Here is a 21715-nt window from a genome sequence, read left to right on the forward strand (position 1 = left end):
GATTCGGGCGGCTCGGTCCGGACTCGAAGTTCGGTTTCGCGATCGCAACAAATCACCGTGCTTGTTATTCCAATGTTGTTGATGTGCAATTTCATTCACGGGCGGCACGGCTACGCGACCGACACCCGACCCCGGCTATCATCGAGCCCGTCGGCTCCACGAACCGCCGAAGCGGTACATCCGCTCGCATCAACGACGGAAGGATATGCGGTTGATGTCCGTCCACGATGCCGTACACCGAGGCGACGTACCCCCACCCATCGACCTGGCCGGCCATATGCGTGAGCTGGGCCGAGCATTTCTGCCAGCCCTCGTCATCGCGCTGCTGGTCGGTGCAGGGGTGTTCTACCTCAGGAGCGAACTCACCGACAAGCAGTACGCCGCGTCGGTCGTCACCGAGATCGAACCGGCCCAGACTCTGGTTCCCGGTGACGCGTTCATCGAGCAGATGCGCGCGCCGTTCATGGAACTGGCAACCGATCGCAGTGTTCTCGACGAGGTACTCGCTCAGGTCGATTCCGATATGGACGCAGCGGAACTCGCCTCGAGCGTGGAGCTCTCCCCCGGCACCTCGCCTGCACTGCTCATCGTGACGGTGACAACCCGATCTCCCGAACTCGCCGCGGATCTGGCCGAGGCGATGGTGTCGACCATGGCAAGCACCAGCACTGCCAATGCAATTCGCGACTCCGGCGATCGTACGAGCGATGCACAGTCCGCAGTCGACGCGCAACAGGCTCGAATCGATGCCCTGGCACCCGACGATCCGAGTCGGCCCGCGGCCGTCTCCGAGCTGGCCGATCTGCGCGCCCGCCTGAGCGAGGTTCAGGCCACAGCGGGCGGAGATCGACTCGTCGTGCTGTCGAACCCCGAACGGAGCACCACTCCGGTATCGCCGAAACCGGTCTCGGAGGCACTCGTCGCAGCGCTCGCTGCTCTCATCGTCGCGGCCGAACTGATCGTGCTGCTCCGAGGACGCCTCGGACGCAAGCCCTCTCGCTCCTGGGCCCGTCGGGTCTCGCGCAAGTACGGTGCACACTTCGACCCGAAGTCGGGCGATACGGTGCCGCCTGCCGTAGCTGCGCGGATCGCTGCGCTCGAACGCGGCGACCGGACTGCCTCGAGAGGCGCTCGACACGCTGCTCCCAAGGGCGAGAGCGTGATCGTCCTGTTGGTCGGCGAGGGTGCCGTGTCGGAGTCGGATCACGATCAGGACCGGACAACCGAACCTCGCCGAGCCACCGCAGAATTCGGCGTATCGGACCCGTGGTGGCAGCACATCGACGTGGGTGACGTCGAGACCGTGGTGGTGCTGGTTTCGAAACGCGGACGAGACAAGAAGGCGGCTACCGCCGCACTGCGGCTGCTCGACGACTTCGACATCCCCGTACATCTGGTCCTGCAGAGCGGTAGGTCGACCCGACGGGTGGAACGGACCGCACAGACGATCGCGCCGGAAGGCCAGAGACATGCCAGCTGACAGAATTGCCGTCGTACACGAAAGATTTACCGAGATTGCCGGATCCGAGCACGTCATCGAACAACTTGCTCTGCACTGGCCTGCGGCCGAGGTGTTCGCACCGATCTCCCGGCCGTCAGGGGTACCGGCCGGAATCAGTCGCGAGCCGCACACGACCGGACTCAATCGGGTGTACAACGCGTTGGGCCAACGGTCGTACGCGCCCGTTCTTCCGCTGATGCCGCTGGCCTTTCGCCGAATGCCGCTCACCGGTTTCGATGCCGTGGTCGTCAGCCACCATGCCTTCGCTACCCAGGCCGTGTTCGCCACCGACTCCCCGGTGATCGCCTATGTACACAGCCCGGCACGGTGGGCCTGGGACCCCGAGTTGCGCGCAGGCGAGGGTGGCGGTCGAGCCGGAGCGGCGATACTGACGGCATTGTCGGCCGTCGCACGTCGATGCGAGATAGCCGCCGCACCGAAACTGACCACCGTGGTGGCCAATTCGAGTGCAGTTGCGCGTCGTATCGACAACTGGTGGGGGCGCGACGACGCAGTGGTTGTCCATCCTCCCGTCGACACCGAGGGATTCACACCGGATCCGTCCGTCGAGCGAGAGAACTTCTTCCTGCTCGCGGGACGCCTTGTCCCCTACAAGCGTCCGGACATCGCGGTCCGCGCTGCCGCCGAAGCCGACGTTCCCCTCGTGGTGGCAGGAGACGGTCGCGCGATGAACGCCTGCCGAGAACTTGCCGGACCCAAAACGACCTTCTTGGGACGAGTCTCACACGAGAAGCTTCTCGAACTGCACCGCACGACGCGAGCCCTTCTGATGCCGGGCGTAGAGGACTTCGGGATCGTCCCCGTCGAGTCCATGGCAACCGGAACACCCGTCATCGCCCTGGGCGACGGCGGTGCGATGGACTCGGTGGTACCCGGGAAGACCGGGGTGCACGTATCTCCAGGCTCCGACGACGACGTGATCGCCGGATTCGCCGAGGCCATGCGCTCCTTCGACCCTGCGGACTACGACCGCGCCGCCATCCGTACGTGGGCGGAAGGCTTTTCTCGCGCCAACTTCCGCAGTCGAATGCAGGAGGTCGTCGATGCCGTCCGCTGAGCACCGCTACCGCGCGACTGCGCTGGATCGAGTGTTCGCCGACACCCGGATAATCACCGCTGTCGGTCCGGTTCGTGGTCTCGACGTCGGACGTACGAGACGAACGCTCACGGCCGCCGAACAGACCGATGCCGAGGCACACCTCGCACTGGAACCGCGGTCGTACACTCGGCATTGGCGCTACCGCACCGACATCGCAGGTGACAACGTCACCGCGAGTACCGGCCCCACGAACGACCTGGGTCGGATGCTCACCGAGATTCGATCCCGAGACGGCAAGCGCAGCCCGCTCGACGTGATCGTGTTCGACGACCATCTCGCCATCGACTACTCGCACGGAATCGGAGATGGCCAGATCGGCGTGATGATGTTGGCGGCATTCTGCGACGATGCCGACGGGACACTGGTTCCCGGGCTCGCGTCAGGATTGCCCGCGAGTTCCACGTGGAAAGCATTGTGGCGTCACTATTCTCGGAACCCCAAGACCATCTTGGACTTCCGTAGGCTGCGCGGACGCCATAGACCCGAGGTCGACGACGGGTCTGCTCCCCGCCAAAGAATCGAGAACTGGGAAACCGCGAAAGTCAGCCGTGCCGGGTACATGAGCCGAGCACGGGTGGACGAACTCAAGCACTGGACGGCCGAGAACATGCCGGGTGCGACAGCCGCGTCGATCTCGATCGCGCTCTGGAGCGCGGCACTGCGCGCAGAAGGCGTCGACGTCGCCGAGCACATCATGGTCTTGTTCAACAGTCGACGCTACCTCGATCCCGCACAACAGAATTCGCACGGGAACTTCGCCGTCGGTATTCCACTTCACCTGCCGTCGGGCACGACACCCGTCGCTATCGCTACGGCGATGCGTGAGGTGATCGAATCCGGTTGGCCCATAGCGGTACTGGGGATGTCGCAGCTCCGCGACATCGCAACGCGAGTTCGGTCGTCCGGTGGACCGCAGGTCGACGATTCGGTCGTCGACGTTCCTGGGACATTGAGGTTGGCCGTCAGCGACCTCGGGCGAGTGCGAGTGTTCGATCACCTCGACTGGGTCGACGACGGCAGGCCACCGCAGATGGCCGCATCACTCGAACCGGACGGCCCGGACGGCTGCACGATGCTCATTGCCGAGATTGCCGGTGGGCGGACCTACACAGCATCGTTCTGCAGCAAGATGATCGACGTCGCGGTCGTCGATTCAGCGCTGCAGAGGATGTGCGGAGACCCCGTCGCTCTACTGCACCATGCCTGACGAGTCACGAGTTCGCTTTCGCGAACCACCCTTGCCACACAGACGGGCCAACACATGACCGACGAGTCGACCGTGCTCTTTCTGGCCCACACCGGACAGGTTTCCGGTGCGGAGAAGGTGCTGCTCAATTTGATCGACGAGGCCGAGCGCCGCGGCCACAGAACTGTGATCGCCTGCCCCGCGGGACCATTGGCGCGTCGCCTGCCGAGCGGAACCCGGCACATTCGGATCGACGAACTCGGGCTCGGGGGTGAGCACGGTGCCGCACGCGGTATCGCCGCGCTGCGCCTGCTCGGAAGGTGGATCGGTGCCGCACGCGCAGTGCGCTCCGTCGTGCGCGCACCCGACACGACAACTGTCGTCAATTCCCTGTTCGCGCTCCCGGTCGCACGATTGTGCCGGCCGACCCGCGGTGCGTCCTGGCTCGTTCACGACACCATGAACTCTCTCAAGCAGCGCGTGGTGGTTCGATTCTCCCGCCCGGCAATTCGGGTCGCGGTGTCGGTCTCGGAAGCAACGGCCGTTCCGCTCCGCGCGGCAGGCCTTCCGGTGGTGGTGGCACACAACGGAGTGCCGTGGCCGGTGACCCGTTTCGGCGGCGAACTTCACACCCCACCGGTGGTCGGCATGTTGGCGTTGCTGACACCATGGAAGGGGCACCGAGTTCTCCTCGATGCCGTCGCCACACTCCCCGGCATCCGAGTCGAGTTGGCCGGCGGAAGCTTTCCCGGCGATCGCGACTACGTATCGGAGCTCCACGAACGTGCCGCCGAATCGGACCTCGCCGGCAGGGTGGAGTTTCTCGGGCACACCGATGCAGAGTCCGCACTCCGCAGGTGGGATGTCGTGATTTCGGCCAGTACGTCCCCGGAGGCCGGTCCGTTGTCGGTACTCGAGGCAATGTCGCACGGGCTGCCGGTGATCGGAACGGATCACGGCGGTACCCACGAATTTCTCTCCGACGGCGCGGGGGTACTGGTCGAACCCGGTGACTCCGCGGCTCTGGCCGAGGCGATTTCGACCGTCATCGGTGACGCGGATCGACGGCGCCGACTCGGTGACAGCGCTCGCTACCGCGTGGCCAGTCGCCACGACATCGGCGAAACGCTTCCCGAACTGTTACACCGGCTGATCGGCTGAACGCCGCTTCGATCGCTGAACGCATCAGCTGGTGAAGTGCAGAAACATGATCCTCGTCACGGTCGCGTGTGATTGAATCCTGAAGCGGTCGACGGAAGGGGACACACGTGACACGCGCTTCGTACCGGCCGAACGAGCACTATCACTGGGGTGTCGGAGTAATGGCCTCCCTCGCGCTGACCACGGGGGTCAAACGGGTCGTCTCGGCTGCGAGTCTGGCCATGGCCGTCGTGGTGACCCTCGAGATGGCATTCGGTTACGGTGCCACCACCCCGATCCCGTCGATAGTGCAGTGGACGTGCATGATCGCCGCGTACATCATGGGCGCATTCTGGTGGTTCGGTCCATGGCCGACGCTCCGGCAGGCCTTCGCGTTCGTCGTCATCGCCGATATCGCGATTTTCGGGGCCACCATCACCGCGGACTTCGAGCCCGAGGTGACACTCGGAAAGTGCACGTTTCTCATACCCCTCGGCATGCTGGCCGGTTTCCTCTTCGACAAATGGAGGCTGGCCGCACACATAGCGCTGTGTGTGCTGGCTACCTCCATCGTCGCGGTGTACATCGTGGTGGACAGAGGTGTCGACACGTTCGTCGCCGTCGTCCTGTGGGCACCGATCGTGGTGACTCTCACCGGCTTCGTGCTCATCTTGCAGATGACGAGCCAATCCATGCGACTCGAGTTCGAGTAGTCGAGCTCTGTTCGATCAGAACGTCAGCAGGACCTTGCTCGAACGCGATGCATCCGCCGCCAGCGCGAATGCGTCGAGCGCCTCGGTGACGGGATATTCGGCCGTGACGACCGCTCCGACGTCGAGGGAACCGTCGGCCAATGCCTCGATGACGTCGTCCATCTCGTCGTTGAAACGGAAGGAACCGACGAGGTCGATCTCACGCGTGATCGCCAACGACACCGGAACCGGCTGATCACCGGCCGGGGGTAGCCCCACCATCACGACGCGGCCGCCGCGCATGGTGCCGTTGATCGCCGACGCCAGACCGTTGTGATTACCTGAGCACTCGAACGTGACGTCTGCCTCGACGGAGGCGATCGCCACGCCGTCGCGAGCATCGATCGTCCGGTGCGCACCGAGTGCACGTGCCACTTCGAGCGAGTAATCCTGCAGGTCGACCGCGACGATGTTCGCCGCACCCGCCCGCGCGGCCACCGCCACGATGAGGGCACCGATCGGACCGGTCCCGACGACGAGGACAGTTGCGCCCCGAACGGTTCCGGCGCGTTCGACAGCGTGCCAGGCCACGCTCGCGGGCTCGGCCAGCGCCGCGATTCTCAGATCGAGTCCTGCCGGCAGGGCTCGGAGCATTCGCGTCGGGACGGCGACGTGTCCGATGAACAGCCCGTCGTTGTGCGGTACCTGTGCCGCGCTGCCCATGTACCGACAGCCGGGCGACAGGTTGGGGCGATCGGCCGGGTATTTCGCGCCCGTTCCGCCGGGCGTGGCCGGATGAACGGTCACCGGGGTGCCTTCGACGGGACCGCTGCCGTCCTCGGCACGACGAACCACCGTTCCCGATGCCTCGTGGCCCAACCGCATCGGCGCTTTCAACACCGACTGACCCGCAGCACCGTGCTGCCAGTAGTGCAGATCCGATCCGCAGATCCCGCCGTAGGCGATGGCGATGATTGCCTCGTCCGGTGCCGCGGGTGTCACTGCGACGGTGTCGAGACGCAGATCGTCGGCGGCATGGGCGACCAGGGCGACGGTCTTCTCGGGAATGCGCGGTACTTCGGTCATGGTGGTACTCGTCCGTCCGTTCTCGTTCATCGGGTGACAGCCTCCTCCGAGGTGAGCAGGTCGAGCTCGTCTCGGCGCGGCATACCCTCCCAGTCGCCGGGGACCGTGCACGCGAAGGCACCCACGGTCGTCGCCGTTCGCAGCCGCTGGTCGATCGGTGCATCGACGAGCCGTTCGGACAGATAGCCGGCCACGAAACCGTCCCCTGCGCCGACCGAGTCGACCACGTCCACCGGCACTGCAGTGCAGACGTATTCGGTGCCTCGGGCCCGTACCAGTGCACCGCGGTCGCCGAGCTTGATGACGGCCTCGTCCGTGCCGAGCTCGCACAAACGTTCCGCCAACTCGGAGGCAGTGCCGTCACCGACGGCGATGGCTGCCTCCTCGGTACCGGCGAACACGATGTCGGCCTGCTCGATGATCTGCCGATACACCGGTGCCGCTTCGGTTCTCGTCCACAGTGCCCGGCGATAGTTCAGGTCGAAAGACACCGCGATGCCGCGCTCGCGGGCTCGCTCGACGTAGAACAGCGTCGCTTTGCACGCCGTATCCGACAATGCCGGGGTGATTCCCGTGACGTGCAGCGCCCTGACTCCGTCCCAGAGTGTCTCCGGGATGTCACCGATACGGAAGCGTGAGCCTGCACTCCCCGCTCGGTAGTACCAGACCCGAGTCGAAGTGGAAGTACGGCGTTCCTTCACCATCAGGCCGGTGGGTGCATCGGGGTCTCGAACGACGTGTGCGTCGAGTCGTTCGGCGTGCAGTTCCCTGGCCACCCGGTCACCCAGGCTGTCCGAACCCACTCGGCCCACCCAGGTGACCGGAACTCCCAACCGCCGCAGTGCTATTGCGAAATTCGTCTCGGCTCCCCCGATACCCAGCCGCATCGTCGAGACGTGTGCGAGTGGACCGAGGTCCTGGGCAGTGGTCAAAGCCATGGTTTCGCCGAAGGTCAGTACCGACACTGCAGATCAAGCCTTGACGAGTACAGGATCGGTGGCGTTGGCCGGATCGGTCAGGTCTCTGTCGCGGGTTTCCGGAGCGAACGACGCGGCCACGAGTACCGAGATCGCCATGATCATCATGTACACGGCGACGGGAACCCAGGAGCCGGAGAACGCGGTGATCAGAGCCGCGCACAACAGCGGAGCGATGCCGCCGCCGAACACCGAGGCGAACTCGCGACCCAATGTCACCCCGGCGTAACGGTATCGGGCACCGAACATCTCCGGGAAGTAGCTCATCGTGACGCCGACTGCTCCCTGGCATGCCAGGATGAATCCGATGATCATCACCAGGGTGATCAACGTGTGCGAGCCGGTGTTCAGCGCCATGAAGGTCGGGACCGGCAGAACGACGAGCAGGCTGACGATGCCGATGTACACCGGCTTGCGACCCACCTTGTCCGAGAGCCATCCGAAGCCCCAGGCCGCGATACCGCCACAGATAGCTCCGATCAGCAACACCTTCGGGATGAACGTGGGGTCCACGCCGACGTCGTTCTTCATGTACGAGGCCATGAACACCTGGTACGTGTAGGACTGTGCACTGATGCCGACGGTCATGAACATGACGATGAACAGCGGCCGCTTTCCGTTGGCGTACACTTCCTTCACCGGTGCCTTCGGGCGCTCCTGGGCCGCTTTGAGCTCCTGGAAGACCGGAGACTCGTTGAGCTTGCGCCTGATGATGAACGCGGCAACGGTGACCAGAATGCTGCTGAGAAACACCATTCGCCAGCCCCAGGACATCAGTTGGTCATCGGGGAGCAACTGGGCCAGAATCCAGGCGATGGCTCCGAGCGCGGTGCCGAGTGCCGCTCCGGTCATGACGAGGGCAGCCAATCGGCCACGTTTGCCGATTTCCGCAGTCTCGGTGAGAAGCGTTGCGCCACCTGACTGTTCGGCTCCCGCTCCGAAGCCCTGAAAGAACCGACACAGTACCAGCAACACCGGGGCAAGTAGGCCTACCTGTTCGAATGTCGGCAGCAGCCCGATGGCCATCGTTGCTCCTCCCATCAGCATCAGGGTCGCCACGAGCACCCATTTGCGACCGAGGCGGTCACCGTAGCGAGAGAAGAACAGCCCGCCCAGCGGACGAGCAAGGAACCCGACGGCGTACGCGCTGAAACTGGCGATGATGCCCGCGGCCGGAGAGATGTTGGGAAAGAACAGTTTGTTGAAGATCAGCGCAGATGCCGTGCCGTAGATGACGAAATCGTACTGTTCGAGCGTGGTGCCGATGAGGCCGGCCCACGCCGCGCGTCGTACCGCGGTCGGATCATGCTTGGCCGGAGCGATTCTCGGAGAATCCGATGGTTCTGTGGTCGTGTCCATGGTTGTCCTCGGGTGAAGTTACGGCCTGAGCCGAAGGAAGGAAGGAAGAAGGAAGGAGTCAGTCGAGTGTGGTCCGGGATGCTGTGACGACAGGGCGGAGCGAAGAACTCCCCGCTTCGACGGCTGCTGCCATCGGACCATGACGGACAACAGTATTCATCAAATCCGCTGTGCGTGTGATGAATTCGGGATACTCGGCCAGTTCGACGGGGAGGATGTCGCCGCGTTCGAGAACCGATCGAACGACATCTTCACTGGACGCTGCCGAGGCGGCAAGTCCTGCCAATCGCGCACGTGCTGGGTCGGCCATTGCACGTGCGTGCGGGCCGGGATCGAAACCTTCGGGAGGGCACACGCAGCAGAGATACGCGGCCAGGGTCAACGAGAGATGTTGCGGTACAACGCCGTTGCGCAGGTGATACAGCACGGGGGTCGGGATTCTCTGCGCCAGCTTCGCCGAGCCGTCGGAACCGACCTGTGCCGTTCTGTGGCCCAGAGCGGAATTGGACCACCGTACGAACAGCTGAGCGATGTAGTCCTCGATGTCCACGTCGCCCGGAACGGGCACGGTGGGGAGGTATTCGTCGACGAGTACCGCTCGCGCCGCGGCCTCGACGAACGGCCGTCCGATCGAATCCGGGATGGTCGCGCGACCGTCCAGAGCGCCGAGATAAGCAATGAGAGAGTGCGTTCCGTTGAGCAGCCGCACCTTCATGAGCTCGTAGGGTTCGACGTGCCGAGCGAATACGGCACCGCCGGCCTCCCACCGCGGACGACCTGCGACGAAGTTGTCCTCCATCACCCACATCGTGAACGGCTCGGCCGGGACGGCGATGGTGTCCACTGCACCCAACCGGGCAGTGGACTCTGCGTCGTACGACTCGCTGCTGGACGGGACAATGCGATCGACCATGGAGTTGGGGAACGTCACCGACGTCGCCAACCAATCGATCACGTCGTCGGCACCGCAGCGGGTGAGGAACTGGCGCACGAGAGCCGCCGTGCGGTCCCCGTTACCCAGCAGGTTGTCGCAGCTGGCCACCGTGATCGGAGTTCCGTGACTTCGAGCCCGCACCGACAACGCTCGCGCGAGCTGTCCCACGGTCGTCGTCGGCGTGTCCGGCTGGGCCAGATCCTGCTGCACTGCAGTCGATTCGAGATTCAGTTCACCGGTCAGGGGCGAGAACGTGTAGCCGAGCTCGGTGACGGTGATCGAGACGATCCTGACGTCCGGGTCGGCAATGGCTCGGACGACGGCCGCGGGATCGTGCGCGGCAACCATGACTCCGGTATGCGCTCCCGGCACACTCACGCGCGAGCCGGACGGAGAGATCTCTACGACCCCGTAGAGCAGGTCCTGCGCGAGCATGGCATCCGTGATCGTCCGAGATCTGTTGGCCACACCCAGAATTCCCCAGCGTCCGCCGTCCTGCGCCAGCGCGGCCGCGGTGTACACGGCCTGGTGTGCGCGGTGGAAGTTCCCCAGGCCCAGGTGCACGATTCCGGTTCCGTCCGGCCGCGTGGGGGCGAGCCCCGAGCCGGCGAGTGCCGAACGGGACAGTCTCGCTTCACTCATCTCGTCACCAATCCGTCATGGAACCGTCGAGGCGACGCGCAACCGGTAGATACGCGGGTTCGTACGGATACCTCGCCGCCAACGATTCGTCCATGTCCACGCCGAGGCCAGGCGCATCACCCGGGGTGAGATAGCCGTCTGCGAACGACCATGCGTGTGGGAACACTTCGTCGACCAGCGGGTCGTAGCCCATGAATTCCTGAATTCCGAAGTTGGGCGTCGCCATGCCCAGGTGCACACTCGCGGCGAGGGTGATCGGCGAGACATCGGACGGTCCATGGGGTCCGCAGCGAACCTGGTGCACCTCGGCGAGCGAGAAGATCTTGCGCACATGACTGATGCCGCCGGCATGCGCGATGGCGACGCGAATGAAGTCGATCAGCTTCTCGGAGATCAGCTGCTGGCAGTCCCAGATCGTATTGAACACTTCACCGATGGCGAGCGGAGTCGTGGTGTGTTGGCGCACCAGCCGCAGGGCGCTCTGGTCCTCGGCGGTGGTGACGTCCTCGAGCCAGAACAGATCGACGTCCTCGAGCGACTTGCCCAGTCGCGCAGCCTGTTGCGGAGTCAATCGATGGTGCGCGTCGTGCAACAGTTTCAGTTCGGATCCGACGTGTTCACGTACCGCTGCCAGTACGCCGGGGACATGATTGAGGTAGGCGTCGGTATCCCACACTTCCTCGACCGGAAATGCACCGCGCCCAGCAGGTTCGTATCCCTGCGCCCCTCGGTGCACGCCGTACACCGAGTCGAGACCGGGAACTCCCGACTGGGCACGCACGGCGCGAAAGCCCTGTGCCCGACGCCGGTCGACCGAGTCGATCAGTTCCGCGGTGTCCCATCCGGTGGCATGGGTGTACGAGAGGATGCGATCCCGGACGGCTCCGCCCAGAAGTTGGAAGACCGGCTGCCCCAGCGATTTTCCCTTGATGTCCCACAGTGCGAGGTCGACTGCCCCGATCGCGGCCATCGTCACCGATCCGCGTCGCCAGTAGACACCGCGGTAGAGGTACTGCCAGGTATCCTCGATGCGCGCCGGATCTCGGCCGATCAGCAACGGCGCGACGTGATCGCGTAGGTACGACGCCACCGCGAGTTCCCGGCCGTTCAACGTTGCGTCGCCGTAGCCCACGACGCCGTCCGCGGTGGTCACCTTGAGGGTGACGAAGTTGCGGGTGGGGCTGCAGACGATCACGTCGGCAGCGATGATCCTGTCGGTCACGAGATCACTGCCTCTGCCATGAAGTTCTTGCCGGCAACGATATTGATCAGTGGTTCGTGCGCTGCGAGTCGACCGATGTTGGCGGTGATGTCGTCGACTCGGCCTTCGAAGGTTTCGCCGGTGATGCCGGACGAGTGGGGTGTCATCAGGATGTTCGGCAACGTGTGGAACGGATGCGGCGATGGTGCACCGACACCGTCCGCAGACGGGTAGTCGTACCAGACGTCGATGGCGGCTCCCCCGAGCGAACCGGTCGACAACGCCTCGAACAGCGCATCCTGTTGGACGAGTGGTCCGCGTCCGACGTTGATCAGGACCCCCTCGGCTCCCAGGGCCGCAAGTTCCGTGGAGCCGATCATTCCGGTGGTGCGCTCGTTCAGTGGTGCGGATACCACCACGACGTCGGCCTCGGTCATCAGGGCGGAGAGGCGGTCCGTCGAGGCAGCCCAGGTCAATCCGTTCTCAGCGGCGTCGACCGAACCGCTGCCCGTGACCGCGATACCGGTGCAGCCGAATGCGCGCAGCAGTGCCCAGGACTGCGCGCCGATGTGGCCGAAGCCCACGAATCCGACGGTCGCCGAACCCAGTGAGCTGGACTGCCGAAGCGTCCGGTCGTAGACCGGCGACGCCCATCGGTCTTCCCGCAGTTGCCGGTCCTGTTCGAGGAATCGGCGGCGTAGCACAACCGCGGTGGCGGCAACGTACTCCGCGATCGACCGCTCGTGGTGAAAGGTGTTGGCCACCAGTGTCTGCGGGCTCAGAGCATCGAAGGCCACGCCGTCGGTGCCGGCTCCGGCGACGTGCACCAACCGCAGCTTGGGCGATGCTTCGGCCAGCGCGGCCGGGAACTTTCCGCCGACGTACACGGTCGCGTCGGCGACGTCGGCGGCAATCGCATCGACGTCGAAGTTCTCGTGCCACGACAGGGCGACGTCGGAGGAAATCCGATCCTCGAATCGGGCGCGATGGGGCAGCAGGTACGAATCTGCGATGACGACCTTCACTTCGATTCGTCCTTTCCCGGAACGAGAGTGCGTGTGTGGACGGGGCCGGACGAGGCACGGACCACGAGTTGGGTGGGGAGATGGATGGTGCGCGCGGGCGAATCGGGCTCGGCTGCGCGTTGGAAGACCAGGTCGGAGCTGACGAGACCGGCGCGACCCATCGGCACGCTGATGCTCGTCAGAGCAGGATGCGCCAGTTCGGCAAGAGGTGAGTCGTCGATGCCGACGACGCTGAGATCCTCGGGAACCGCCAGGCCCATCGACCGGACTCCGTTCATGACTCCGATGGCCATGGGATCGTTGTGGGTCATTACCGCGGTGGCCCCCGTCGCGACGACGCTGGCGGCGGCGGCGTGACCACCCGCAAGGGTTTCCTGCTGCCAGCCCAGCACGTCCAGCACGATTCCTCGTGCGGCACAGAACTGTTCGACGGCGTCGACACGTCGCGCGTTGGACCAGGATTGTGGCGATCCCTGGACGTACGCGAGGTGCGAGTGCCCCAGAGCTGCCAGGTAGTCCACGGCTTGCCGAATTCCGTCCTCCGAATCGGCGACGACGCAATCACATTCGTCCGAGGACCGGTTGACGAGTACGAGCGGGGTGTCGCCCGCCAACTGAACGATGTCCTCTGCGGGCAGGCGCGGCGCACAGACGATCAATGCGTCGACTCGCCCCTGCAACTCCCCGATCACCTCACGCTCACGGTCGGCGCTTCCGTCGGTGTCGGTCAGGACGATGGTCTGCCTGCGATGCCAGCCCTGGGCCTGGGCAGACTTGACGAAGCTTGCGAAGACGGTGTGGCCGATGTCGGGTACCACGACCGCGACGGTGGTCGCCGCAATGCGAGTGTCCGACGATCGACCCGAGGCGGCGACGTAGCCGATGTCGTCGGCGACCGCGATGATCCGGGCGAGTGTGTCGGCACCGATACGGTCGGGATTGCTGAACGCGCGCGATGCCGTCGACAGGGATACGCCTGCTTGCTGTGCCACCTGCGTGAGCGTTGGTGCCATGGTTCACCTCGGGGGTTCGTTGTGATGCTGAGCACAACGATTGCAGATGTTGCGCAAACTTGTCAATACCTTGCACAAGCCCTTCCGTGTCGACCGCGCGGCGGACTTTGACAGACTCCATGGACCGCTTCGTCGACGAGCAGGAGATTTCACGGTGCGTACATTCCCCCTCCCCCACACCGGAACAGAAGTCTCGAGCATCGTGCTGGGGTTCATGCGCATCACCGACGTGGACGACGACCGGATCAGGAGGTTGGTGGACACTGCCCTCGATGTGGGCGTGACGGTGTTCGATCACGCGGATATCTACGGCGGTGCCCCGCACACATGCGAGAAGCGATTCGGCGACGCGGTGACACTGACCCCGTCGCAGCGTGAGGCCATCAGCATTCAGAGCAAGGTCGGTATCCGCGACGGCTGGTTCGACTTCTCCGAAGAACACATCGTCACCACGGTCGAGGCGTCACTCGCAGCCCTCGGTGTCGATCACCTGGACACACTTCTGCTGCACCGACCGGACGCACTCGTCGAGCCCGGGGAGGTCGCAGCAGCGTTCGATCACCTGCACGAGTCGGGCAAGGTCCTGGGCTTCGGCGTCTCCAATCACACACCCGGCCAGATCGAGTTGCTGAAAACCGCTGTGAAACAACCGATTCTCTTCGATCAAGTACAGCTGAGCATCGTGCACTCGCCGTTGATCGCGTCAGGGCTGACCGCCAACATGGGCACCGAGGATCAGTCGATCGACCGCGACAACGGTCTGCTGGACTACGCGAGAACGCGCGGCATCACCCTGCAGGCATGGTCACCGTTCCAGAGCGGGACGTCCTCCGGAGTGTTCGTGGGTGACCGCGAGAACTACCCCGAACTCAACGTGGCGCTCGACGAGATCGCCGACGTACACGGCTCCACCCCGTCGGCAGTGGCAACGGCCTGGATCACCCGGCACCCGGCCGACATCCAGGTCGTGCTCGGCACCACGAACCCCGATCGAGTCGTCGAGGCCGCCGGAGGTTCCGATCTACGCCTGACCAGGCAGGAGTGGTACCGCCTGTTCCGGACGGCAGGCCACACACTGCCCTGAACGATGCTCAGCGCCGTCACATCTGCCGTTACCTCTTCGTTACCGACTAGCTATCGATCCGTGATGATCAGTCTTCGATTCGGTGACGTTGCGCTGTCAGGATTACTGCACGGCATGCAACGGAACCTGTAGCCCTCGGGTTCCACCCAGCGCATGTCGGTCGTTAGGCCATCCGAACTGAGAGGTTCGCACCGTGACTGTCACCGACCACTTCGATTCCCGCTTCGCAACCGCCGAGACCGCCGATGCTCGCTTCTCGATCAGTATCGAGTCCTACTCGCCTCGCCTGACGGTGGTTCGTGCCGGCGGCGAACTCGATTTGACATCGCGCTCCAGCTTGGCTGGGGAACTCGACGAGGCGCTGCGCGGCGAATCGGTTGTGCTGCTGGACTTGTCGGCGGTGTCGTTCATGTACTCGGGCGCAGCGAGCGTGATCATCGACGCTGCCGCTCGCGCGGCAGACCGCCTCGAGATCTTCGCTCCGACGCGGCCCGCACGCATGGTCCTCGACGCGCTGGGTTTGGCGACGATCGTCGACGATCCTCGCGCAGCCTGACCTGTCGAGGTTTACCAGTTCGTCGTTTCGGTGACCCTGGGCTGACATGGACTCACAAACGGCTGCGGCCGTGAGTCGTCTCCACTGAACCGAAGCGGCTCGTTCGACTTGCCGCGTGGAGCATTTCACGCACACCGAGGCAAGGATCGACAATGTCCGACCAGTTCAGCAAGTCCGACCCGACCACCGCATTTTCGATGCCCGACCGGGCCGAGCAAGCTCGCCTCGAGCACCCGGGACTGACCCGCGACATGGTCTCCACTCCCGATCACGGCGAGAATTCCTACAGTGGATCGGATCGACTGCACGGCCGCAAAGCACTGATCACCGGCGGCGACTCGGGCATCGGCCGTGCTGTTGCACTTGCATTCGCACGCGAGGGTGCCGACGTGGTCATCGCACACCTCGAATCCGAAGGTCCGGACGCGCAGACCACTGTCGACCTCATCGAAGGAGCCGGGCGCGCCGGTAGAGCCATCGCCTGCGATCTCACCGACGAGTCCCAGTGCGTGCAGCTGGTCGACACCGCCTCCGAGGTACTCGGCGGGCTCGACATCGTCGTCAACAACGCCGCTTTCCAAATGGCTCAGATGGGCGGCATCGCCGATATCACCACCGAGCAGTTCGATCGGGTACTCAAGACCAACCTGTACGCCTTGTTCTGGATCTCCAAACGCGCTGCCGAAATCATGGACGCAGGATCGACGATCATCAACACGACCTCGATTCAGGCATCGAATCCCTCTCCGGAACTGCTGGACTACGCGACGACCAAGGCAGGAATCGTGGCCTTCACCAAAGGCCTCGCCGGCGATCTTGCAGAGCGTGGCATCCGTGTCAATGCTGTTGCACCCGGACCGATCTGGACGCCGCTCATTCCCGCGACGATGCCGGCCGAGAAGTACGAGAAGTTCGGTGAGACCGTACCGCTCGGACGCCCGGGCCAGCCCGCGGAGTTGGCTCCGTCCTATGTGTTCCTGGCATCGAACGAGTCGAGCTACATCACCGGCGAGACCATCGCCGTCACCGGCGGAACGCCGTTCAACTGACCCCGTCGGCGTCCTTGGATGCACGCCACGCCAGAAGAACACCGCTCCCCTCGGGGCGTCGCCACGGCAGGAACAGCGCAACAGCGATCGCGCACGTCATGGCAGCCGCGACGGTGACAAACGACGCGAGCTGGAAGCCCTCCAACGAGGCCGCCTTCATCGCGTGGATCAGGTCGGCCTTCTGCGTCGCAAAGATCGGGTTCGTGGGTGCTTTCACGATCTCGATGACGCTGACGACGGTCTCGCGAGCGAACGCCTTCTGATACGGCTCCATGATCGCGTCGGGAATCGCATCGATCTTCGGACTCACCTGTGCGGTGTAGACCGATGCGACGATCGACCCGAGCACGGCAACTCCGAGAGTTCCGCCGATCTCGCGGGTGGTGTCGTTCACCGCGGATCCTGCGCCTGCCTCGTCGAGCGTTACCGAGGACATGATCGACTCGGTGGCAGGGCCCTGCACGATCGCCAAGCCGAGGCCCATCAGAACCATCGATACGAGAACCGGCCCCAGATAGGGCGTTTCGACCTTCACCTGCCCTGCGATGAACATGCCGATGCTCATCACCACCAAACCGAAGACGATCACGGCCGTGGTTCCGATGCGTTGGGCAATGATCGTCGCCAGCGGCGCACCGATTGCGATGGATATCGCGAAGGGCAGAGAGTGGACGCCGAACTGCAGTGGGGTCAACTCCATCACACCCTGGAAATACTGGGTGATCATGAACAGGAAGCCGAACATACTGAAGTACGCCACGGCAATTGCCAAGGCGGGCAGTGAGAATCGCCGGTTCCGAAACAGGTTCAGATCCAGCACCGGAGACGGTGTTCGCAGCTCCCACCAGACGAATGCGACGATGGCAGCCGATCCTGCCAAGTAGGCTCCGATGCTAGTAGCAGACAACCAACCGTTGTGTGGCGCTTCGATGATCGCCCAGACCAACACCGTGATACCCGCCAACGACAGCGCGATGCCCAGGGGGTCGTACTTACCGACGTGCTCTGCTTTCGACTCCGGCACGCAAGCCAGCGCAGCCACCAGAACGAGCAGTGCCACAGGGACATTGATCCAGAACACCGAGTGCCACGAGAAATGCTCGAGTAGGAATCCGCCCGCCGTCGGGCCGATGGCGATGGCGAACCCGGCCATGGCAGTCCAGGCCGCGATGGCCAGCGCTCGCTCCTTGGCGTCGGTGAAGATGTTGATGATCAGGGCAAGGGTCGCCGGAAACACCGCGGCCGCACACACACCCATAGCTGCTCGGGCCGCGACCACCTGCCCGAGATCGGCGGCCACGGCACCGCCTACCGACATCACCGCGATACCGGCCAGCCCGACCACCATGATCTTCTTGCGGCCGTAGCGATCACCGAGATGACCGAACGCAAGCAGCAATCCCGCGAACGTGAGCGTGTAGGCGTCGACCACCCACTGCAACCCACTGATGTCGGCACGCAGCTGCAGCCCCATCGAGGGCAGGGCGACATTGACGACGGTGTTGTCCAGCACGACGAGCAGCTCGGCCGCGCAGATGACGATCAGCGCGAGGTATCGCCGACGAAATTGCGGCACATCCGCCAGATGACGGGAGGTGGTGGGTGACGACATCTGATTTCCTTCCACTATGACGATCGACATAGTTATTGAAGGAAAGTTAGCTGTAACTGTCAGTTATAGCAATACCGGCCGCCCATCCTGACCGACGTCAGCGGCCGGCCGACGCCTCCAGTACCGCCTCCAGCAGGGCCGACAACTCCCCCTCGGTCCGATCCAACGCCGCCGTGGATCGCTGCGCCTTGGCCATGATCAGCGCACCTTCGATGGCGGCGATCGCGAATGTCGCCAACGAGTACGATCGCTCGCGAGTCAATCCGCGCTGCCACAGCGACGCCGCGATCACGTCCTCCCAGGACGAGAAGGACTCCCCTGCCGCGGCCAGCGCCTGCGGCGCATGCAACCCCTCGAGCGCGGCAGGCGCGACAGGACAGCCCGCCACGAAATCCGTGGCCAGCAGTTCGCCGCGGAATCCGTCCAGAATCGCCCGCACGGTCGCAGACGGACCGGCCGAAGCCAGGCCGGCCGAGATCATGGCGCTCATCGCGGCACCCGCAGTACGGGTCGCCTCTTCCACCAACTGAGGTTTGCCGCCCGGAAAGTGGTGATAGATCGAGCCGCGCGGTGCGCCCGCGTGATCGATGACGTCCGCCAGCGACGTCGCGTCAACACCGCGTCGACGAAACAGGTGTGCGGCGCTGCGCAACATGTCGTCCCGAGCACTGCTTCGATTCGCCATCCCAACCCCTCCCGAGGACGCCACAATGATTGACGTGACGACTCGTTACATCTACAGTCCCTCTGTAGCTATGTTGTCCATCATAGCTGGAGCCGCAGTCCAGGAACCGGAGCAACGCCATGTCCCCTGACACCGACGTGATCGAACTGAGCAGCCCGCTCACCCTCGCCTGCGGGCAGATCCTGCCGAATCGCGTGATGAAAGCAGCTCTCAGCGAAGGACTGTCCACCGCCGAGCACGGCCCGGACTCGCGCCTCGAAACGCTGTACCGCCGTTGGGGTGCCGGCGGCTACGGCCTGGTGGTGACCGGCAACGTGATGGTCGACCGGTCCCATCTCGGCGAACCGGGCAATGTCGTCATCGAAGACGACCGCGACCGCGATGCGTTGGCCCGCTGGGCGAAAGCGACGTCCGACGGCGGTGCACCCATCTGGATGCAGCTCAATCACCCCGGTCGACAGGCCAATCCGCTCGTCACCCGCACAAAGCCCGTTGCGCCATCCGCCATCGCACCCAACATTCCGGGGATTCCGGCACCTCGGGCGTTGAGCGAGAACGAGATCCACGACATCATCGGTCGATTCGCCACCGCGGCGGCTGTGGCCGAGACGGCCGGCTTCGACGGCGTCCAGATCCACGGGGCGCACGGCTACCTGGTGTCGCAGTTCCTGTCGCCGCTGTCCAATCGACGCGACGACGCCTGGGGCGGCGACCTCGACGGACGGATGCGATTCGTGCTCGAAGTCGTCCGCGCAATCAGAGCGGCGGTGTCCCCGAGTTTCGCAGTAGGAATCAAACTGAATTCGGCGGACTTCCAACGCGGCGGGTTCAGCGAGGAAGAATCACGCATCACCGTCGAGCATCTCGTTCGGGAATCCATAGATCTCATCGAAATCAGCGGTGGCAGTTACGAATCACCGGCGATGATGGGCACCGCGAGCACCCGCGATCGCGAGGCGTACTTCCTGGAGTACGCGCGGACGGTGCGAGACGCGGCCGCAAGCGTGCCACTGGCGGTCACCGGCGGCTTCCGTACCCGCTCGGTGATGAATGCGGCAGTGCAATCGGGTGAGTGCGACATGGTGGGCCTCGGCCGTCCGACCGCCCTCACCCCTGCCGTCGCGAACTCTCTGGTCGACGGCACTCTCGACCGGGTCGAATCGCCGCGCGTGGCTCTGCGCGTCCCGTCGAAATCCAGTGCGTTCAAGCAGATCAACGGCGCTCTCGATCTGCAGTGGCACACCGACCAGTTACAGCTCATCGGTGCTGGGCGGCAACCGAATTCGAGCCGTCCGGCATGGAAGACTGCGGCTACGATGATGCAGCGCAACGGCTGGGACGCGTTCCGCAATCGCCGGGGCTCCGCTCGGGTCGAGACATCTGCTGCCGCGACGAAGTTTCGCCGCGAGCGCTGGATCGGCAAGCACATCGCGAATCCGGTCGTCAACGGACTCACGTCGATCGGCGTCCGAACCTCCCTGGTCACCGATATCGAGACCGTCGGCCGCAAGTCCGGCCTGCGCAGGCAGGTACCGGTGTCGGCAGTGTTCGACGAGACCGGAGCCTGGCTGATCTCCCAGCACGGAACCCGATCCGGTTGGGGAGCCAACATCACCGACGAACCCAGAATCAGAATTCGTGTGGGCAGCCGATGGCGTACCGGCACAGCAACGTTCGTTCCCGACGACGACGTCGCGCTCCGAGCGCGATCCTTCTCGAACAATCCGGTGCTCGGACGCCTCATCGGCGCGGGCTTCCGAGCGCTCCAGACCGACCCGGTGTCGGTGCGAGTCGAGTACGACGATTGACCGACTCTTCACCATCGACTTAGGTTTGGTTTACTTAATTTGTGAAGACACTCCCCCGCTTGCACGTCGTCCTCGGCGCGGTCCTTGTTGCATCCCTGCTCTCGTCCTGCGGTGTCGACACCGAACCGGCGACGTCGGACTCGGCGACCCATTCGGTCACCACGCAGTTCGGCACCGTCGAGGTACCGGATCGAATCGAGTCGGTCGTCGTGATCGACGGACGACGCGACCTGGACATCGCCCTGGCGTTCGACCTACCCATCGTCGGGATGCCGGTGGAAACCGAGGCTCCACCTGAAATTCCCGGCCCGCTGACCGAGCCCACCAGGATGCTGCTCGCAGACGGAGTGCCCGAGCTGTATCCGCGAAACACCGTCGACCTCGAGGCCGTCGCACGCGTCGATCCCGACCTGATCATCGGCCGCGACGAGGTGATCGAAGAAATCTACGACCAGTTGAGTGCTATCGCGCCGGTGTTGCCGGTGGGCTCCACCGGAACCGGAGTCAGCTGGCAGCAGGACGTGGCAACGATCGGCGCGGCACTGAATCTGCAGGCCCGATCCCGAGCAGTTGTCGACGAATACACTACTCGCGTAGACGAACTCACGACGCAGTACGCCGATGCCATCGCCGACACCACCGTCCTGCCGATCAGTACATCGGAGGAAGGAGGGATCTCGATAGGACGTGACCGGGTGACGTCGATCGCGCTCGAGGATGTGGGAGCCCGCTTCGGCTCCGCGTGGAGCGCAGCCGCTCCGGAGATCGAGTACGGACCTGAGAACGTCACCGCCGCATCCGACGCAGTGGCAATGATTGCCGCCATCACGTCCGAAGAGGACTTGCAGGCAATGAACGCCAACCCGCTCTGGACCGGATTACCGGCTGTTCGCGGCGACCGCATCGTCCGGACGGACAAGTTCACCAACGACGGGGGTCCGCTGACCGCGCTGTGGACCCTCGGCTTGGTCGAGAGGCTCTACACCCCGAGTTGATCGACGGCGGGCGTCCGACACCCGTCGGACGGCACCTCTTGCACTTCCTC

General features: G+C 64.3%; 19 protein-coding genes. 10 read left to right on the forward strand and 9 right to left on the reverse strand.

Annotated features, from left to right (window positions below; translation table 11 throughout):
- The first annotated feature begins 214 nt into the window (after positions 1-214).
- From CH274_RS14505 to CH274_RS14525, 5 genes are all read left to right on the forward strand, one after another.
- Positions 215-1480, forward strand: a complete 1266-nt coding sequence (locus tag CH274_RS14505; protein ID WP_094658044.1) for a hypothetical protein — start codon at positions 215-217, stop codon at positions 1478-1480.
- On the forward strand, positions 1470-2579 hold the full coding sequence (locus CH274_RS14510) for a glycosyltransferase (protein ID WP_032394631.1): 1110 nt from the start codon (positions 1470-1472) through the stop codon (positions 2577-2579). The genes CH274_RS14505 and CH274_RS14510 overlap by 11 nt, the downstream gene beginning before the upstream one ends.
- Complete coding sequence (locus CH274_RS14515) at positions 2566-3828, forward strand: hypothetical protein (protein WP_256993576.1); 1263 nt, start codon at positions 2566-2568, stop codon at positions 3826-3828. The genes CH274_RS14510 and CH274_RS14515 overlap by 14 nt, the downstream gene beginning before the upstream one ends.
- A 54-nt stretch (positions 3829-3882) precedes the next feature.
- Positions 3883-4968 (forward strand): glycosyltransferase family 4 protein, encoded by a 1086-nt coding sequence (locus CH274_RS14520; protein WP_032394632.1) that lies wholly within the window; start codon positions 3883-3885, stop codon positions 4966-4968.
- Positions 4969-5075: 107 nt separating this feature from the next.
- On the forward strand, positions 5076-5660 hold the full coding sequence (locus tag CH274_RS14525; protein ID WP_032394633.1) for a hypothetical protein: 585 nt from the start codon (positions 5076-5078) through the stop codon (positions 5658-5660).
- Positions 5661-5675: 15 nt separating this feature from the next.
- On the opposite strand, the gene CH274_RS14530 is transcribed toward CH274_RS14525, so the two are convergent.
- The 7 genes from CH274_RS14530 to CH274_RS14560 are packed head-to-tail and all read right to left on the reverse strand — an operon-like array spanning position 5676 to position 13876.
- On the reverse strand, positions 5676-6725 hold the full coding sequence (locus tag CH274_RS14530) for an L-idonate 5-dehydrogenase (protein WP_256993577.1): 1050 nt from the start codon (positions 6723-6725) through the stop codon (positions 5676-5678).
- Between the two features lie 26 nt (positions 6726-6751).
- Positions 6752-7690 carry a sugar kinase gene (locus CH274_RS14535; RefSeq protein WP_094657827.1) on the reverse strand — a complete coding sequence of 313 codons (939 nt, stop codon included), beginning with the start codon at positions 7688-7690 and terminating at the stop codon, positions 6752-6754.
- Between the two features lie 6 nt (positions 7691-7696).
- Positions 7697-9061, reverse strand: coding sequence for an MFS transporter (locus CH274_RS14540; protein WP_094657828.1), 1365 nt, complete (start codon positions 9059-9061; stop codon positions 7697-7699).
- A gap of 58 nt (positions 9062-9119) precedes the next feature.
- Positions 9120-10637: a mannitol dehydrogenase family protein gene (locus CH274_RS14545; RefSeq protein ID WP_094631032.1), complete on the reverse strand. Its 1518-nt coding sequence runs from the start codon at positions 10635-10637 to the stop codon at positions 9120-9122.
- Positions 10638-10641: 4 nt separating this feature from the next.
- Positions 10642-11859 (reverse strand): D-mannonate dehydratase ManD, encoded by a 1218-nt coding sequence (manD, locus tag CH274_RS14550; RefSeq protein ID WP_094657829.1) that lies wholly within the window; start codon positions 11857-11859, stop codon positions 10642-10644.
- Entirely contained in the window at positions 11856-12863 is a 1008-nt protein-coding gene (locus CH274_RS14555) for a 2-hydroxyacid dehydrogenase (RefSeq protein WP_094657830.1), read from the reverse strand. The genes manD and CH274_RS14555 overlap by 4 nt, the downstream gene beginning before the upstream one ends.
- The gene (locus CH274_RS14560; RefSeq protein WP_094657831.1) at positions 12860-13876 is read right to left on the reverse strand and encodes a LacI family DNA-binding transcriptional regulator; all 1017 of its coding nucleotides are present in this window, start codon (positions 13874-13876) and stop codon (positions 12860-12862) included. The genes CH274_RS14555 and CH274_RS14560 overlap by 4 nt, the downstream gene beginning before the upstream one ends.
- A gap of 154 nt (positions 13877-14030) precedes the next feature.
- Between CH274_RS14560 and CH274_RS14565 the strand changes: the two genes are divergently transcribed.
- From CH274_RS14565 to CH274_RS14575, 3 genes are all read left to right on the forward strand, one after another.
- Complete coding sequence (locus CH274_RS14565) at positions 14031-14960, forward strand: aldo/keto reductase (protein WP_094631029.1); 930 nt, start codon at positions 14031-14033, stop codon at positions 14958-14960.
- Positions 14961-15153: 193 nt separating this feature from the next.
- Complete coding sequence (locus CH274_RS14570) at positions 15154-15516, forward strand: STAS domain-containing protein (protein ID WP_094657832.1); 363 nt, start codon at positions 15154-15156, stop codon at positions 15514-15516.
- Positions 15517-15668: 152 nt separating this feature from the next.
- A complete protein-coding gene (locus CH274_RS14575; RefSeq protein WP_094657833.1) occupies positions 15669-16565 on the forward strand; it encodes a glucose 1-dehydrogenase in 897 nt (298 codons plus the stop codon).
- On the opposite strand, the gene CH274_RS14580 is transcribed toward CH274_RS14575, so the two are convergent.
- Together CH274_RS14580 and CH274_RS14585 are read right to left on the reverse strand one after the other, a co-directional pair.
- Positions 16558-18177 carry an MFS transporter gene (locus CH274_RS14580; protein ID WP_094657834.1) on the reverse strand — a complete coding sequence of 540 codons (1620 nt, stop codon included), beginning with the start codon at positions 18175-18177 and terminating at the stop codon, positions 16558-16560. The two genes, CH274_RS14575 and CH274_RS14580, sit on opposite strands and share 8 nt — an antisense overlap.
- A gap of 97 nt (positions 18178-18274) precedes the next feature.
- A complete protein-coding gene (locus CH274_RS14585; RefSeq protein WP_256993578.1) occupies positions 18275-18862 on the reverse strand; it encodes a TetR/AcrR family transcriptional regulator in 588 nt (195 codons plus the stop codon).
- Between the two features lie 119 nt (positions 18863-18981).
- Between CH274_RS14585 and CH274_RS14590 the strand changes: the two genes are divergently transcribed.
- Together CH274_RS14590 and CH274_RS14595 are read left to right on the forward strand one after the other, a co-directional pair.
- The gene (locus CH274_RS14590; RefSeq protein WP_094657836.1) at positions 18982-20670 is read left to right on the forward strand and encodes a nitroreductase family deazaflavin-dependent oxidoreductase; all 1689 of its coding nucleotides are present in this window, start codon (positions 18982-18984) and stop codon (positions 20668-20670) included.
- Between the two features lie 41 nt (positions 20671-20711).
- Entirely contained in the window at positions 20712-21665 is a 954-nt protein-coding gene (locus CH274_RS14595) for an ABC transporter substrate-binding protein (protein ID WP_256993579.1), read from the forward strand.
- Positions 21666-21715: the final 50 nt, after the last annotated feature.

The organism is Rhodococcus sp. 06-418-5 (genome assembly GCF_002258285.1).
In the GTDB taxonomy this organism is placed as follows: Bacteria; Actinomycetota; Actinomycetes; order Mycobacteriales; family Mycobacteriaceae; genus Rhodococcoides.